The sequence below is a fragment of the Bradyrhizobium sp. P2_E8 genome (genome assembly GCF_056403875.1).
In genome coordinates this window covers 1-2,594 of the sequence record NZ_JBFUES010001022.1, presented here as the reverse complement: position 1 = coordinate 2,594, position 2,594 = coordinate 1, and the positions used below count along the sequence as shown (strand labels likewise).

Genomic DNA, 2,594 nt, shown 5'->3' with positions numbered 1-2,594 from the left:
GCCGTTGAGCCATGACTGACGTCGGCGACATCGAGCCGGCCGGCATTCTCGCCTTCTGGCGCGAGGCCGGCCGTGAGCGCTGGTACAAGCACAGCGAGGCTTTCGACGCGGAGGTCAGGCGTCGCTTTCTCGCCCTCTGGCAGAAGGCGGCCGCCGGCGAACTGGCGTCATGGGAGGCAAGCGACGACGGTGCACTCGCGCTCGTCATCGTGCTCGATCAGCTCCCCCGCAACATGTTTCGCGGCGATCCCAGGACGTTCTCCAGCGATGCGCTGGCGCGCGAAATTGCCCGCCGTGCCATCGATCGGGGCGCGGATCGCAGGATCGATCCTGCCCTGCTCGAATTCCTCTACATGCCCTTCATGCATTCCGAGCACCTGCCCGACCAGCTGCACTGCATTGCTCTGTTTCAGGACGCCGACAATGCCGAGAACCTGAAATACGCGCGGGAGCACGCCGACATCATCCGCCGGTTCGGCCGCTTCCCCCACCGCAACTGCGTCCTCGGACGCCCGACCACCGAGGAAGAGCAGGCCTTCCTCGACAATGGCGGCTTTTCCGGCTGATGACATCAAGGTGAAGGGCGGCAACCTTCGCCGCTTTCCCTGCCGGCAATATTGTGCGGGCCCGCCGCACGGTCTAGAAAGCGGGATCGATTTTCAGGGAGACTGACGATGGCGATCCAGACTGGCGACAAGCTGCCCGAGGCGAAATTCCGCGTGATGACGGCGGAAGGCCCGCAGGTGAAGACCACCGACGATATCTTCAAGGGCAAGAAGGTGGCGCTGTTCGCGGTGCCCGGCGCCTACACCGGCACCTGCCACAAGATGCATCTGCCGAGCATCTTCCTCAACGCATATGCCATGAAGGACAAGGGCGTCGACACCATCGCCATCGTCTCCGTCAACGACGCCTTCGTGATGAACGCCTGGAAGCGCGACACCGACCAGCGCGACGAGGCGATCTTCCTCGCCGACGGCAATGCCGAGTTCGCCAAGGCGATCGGCATGGAGCTGGACGCCTCCGCCAACGGCCTCGGCATCCGCTCCAAGCGCTATTCGATGCTGGTCGAGGACGGCGTGGTCAAGAAGCTGAACCTCGAAGCGATGCCCGGCAAGGTCGAGGTGTCCGGCGGCGATACGCTGCTCGGGCAGCTGTAAGGCAGTAAGTGTAGAGCGGTCGCCGCTTTCAGCCTACACCCACACTGTCATCGCCGGCGAAGGCGGGCGATCCAGTACGCCGCGGCCTCTCGGCTGAACCGCAAGCGTCTCTGGAATACTGGATCGCCCGGTCAAGCCGGGCGATGACAGTTGAGAGTGTGGCGACGCTTATGATGAAGGCGTGGATGGCCGGGTCAAGCCCGGCCATGACGCGTGGAAAGAGCGAGCCCGCGCTACTCCGCCACCCTCTGCTGCAACCGCGCCTTCACGATCCCGTCGCGCGCCAGCTGATCCGCGCGTTCGTTCTCGGGATGACCGGCGTGGCCCTTGACCCAGTGCCAGCGGACCTGATGCGCCTTGAGCGCGGCATCGAGACGCTGCCATAGCTCGACATTCTTGACCGGCTTCTTGTCGGCGGTGCGCCAGCCGTTGCGCTTCCAGCCGTGGATCCAGCCGGTGATGCCCTGCCGGACATACTGGCTGTCGGTGTACAGATCGACGGTGCACGGCTTCTTCAGCGCTTCGAGCGCGGAGATCGCCGCCATCAGCTCCATCTGGTTGTTGGTGGTGTGACGCTCGCCGCCGTTCAGCTCCTTCTCCTTGTCGCCGAACTTCAGGATCGCGCCCCAGCCGCCGGGCCCGGGATTTCCCGAGCAGGCGCCGTCGGTATAGATCGTGACGACGGGAAGCTCGCTCACGCGACCAGTCCTGACGGCATCAGCCCGTAGTCGCGCACGCTGGCGACGCTCTGGTGGAAGCGCAGCTTGCGGAGATATTCCAGCGGATCCTTCGGCCTCACCAGCGCACCGGGCGGCACGTTGAGCCAGTCGACCAGCCGTGTCAGCAGGAAACGGATCGCGGCGCCGCGGGCCAGCAGCGGCAGCGCGGCCTCTTCCGCCTCCGAGAGCTTGCGCACGCGGCCATAGGCATTGAGGAAGGCGCGCGCCTTGGTGACGTTGAAGGAGTGATCCGGCTCGAAGCACCAGGCGTTGAGGCAGATCGCGACGTCATAGGCCAGCATGTCGTTGCAGGCGAAGGTGAAGTCGATGATCCCCGAGAGCTTGTCGCCGAGGAAGAAGACGTTGTCGTTGAAGAGGTCGGCGTGGATCACGCCCTCGGGCAGATTGGTCGGCCAGACCCCGCTCGCGAGATAGTCGAGCTCGGTCGCGAGAAACGCGCGCAAGTCCGGCTGCACCTCGTCGGCGCGGCTTGCGGCCGCGTCGAACAACGGCCGCCAGCCCGCGACCGAGAGCGCGTTCGCGCGCTTGATCGCGAAATTGGCGCCGGCCAGATGCATCCTGGCCAGTCCCTCGCCGACGCCGGCGCAATGGGCCGCGTTCGGTTTGCGCGGCCAGACGCCTTCGAGAAAGGTGATGATCGCGGCCGGCCGGCCCGACAGCTCGCGCAGCGCCTCGCCGTCTCGTCCCTTCACCG

Annotated in this window: 4 protein-coding genes; 2 read left to right on the top strand and 2 right to left on the bottom strand. The window is 65.5% G+C overall.

Going from position 1 to position 2,594, the window contains the following annotated elements; genetic code table 11:
* Positions 1–11 precede the first annotated feature (11 nt).
* Complete coding sequence (locus AC1D00_RS36040; protein WP_477013946.1) at positions 12–566, top strand: DUF924 family protein; 555 nt, start codon at positions 12–14, stop codon at positions 564–566.
* Positions 567–674: 108 nt separating this feature from the next.
* On the top strand, positions 675–1,160 hold the full coding sequence (locus tag AC1D00_RS36035) for a peroxiredoxin (RefSeq protein WP_008543132.1): 486 nt from the start codon (positions 675–677) through the stop codon (positions 1,158–1,160).
* Positions 1,161–1,393: 233 nt separating this feature from the next.
* Here the strand turns inward: AC1D00_RS36035 and rnhA are convergent, their stop codons facing one another.
* Both rnhA and AC1D00_RS36025 read right to left on the bottom strand, forming a co-directional pair.
* On the bottom strand, positions 1,394–1,858 hold the full coding sequence (gene rnhA / locus AC1D00_RS36030; protein ID WP_011084134.1) for a ribonuclease HI: 465 nt from the start codon (positions 1,856–1,858) through the stop codon (positions 1,394–1,396).
* Positions 1,855–2,594 (bottom strand): homoserine kinase (locus AC1D00_RS36025; protein ID WP_477013945.1); only part of this gene is annotated, 740 nt, incomplete at its 5' end. The genes rnhA and AC1D00_RS36025, both read right to left, overlap by 4 nt.

Bases quoted from the DNA above. Each gene is read 5' to 3' on its own strand.
- AC1D00_RS36040 (WP_477013946.1), top strand. From the start codon at position 12: ATGACTGACGTCGGCGACATCGAGCCGGCCGGCATTCTCGCCTTCTGG.
- AC1D00_RS36035 (WP_008543132.1), top strand. From the start codon at position 675: ATGGCGATCCAGACTGGCGACAAGCTGCCCGAGGCGAAATTCCGCGTG.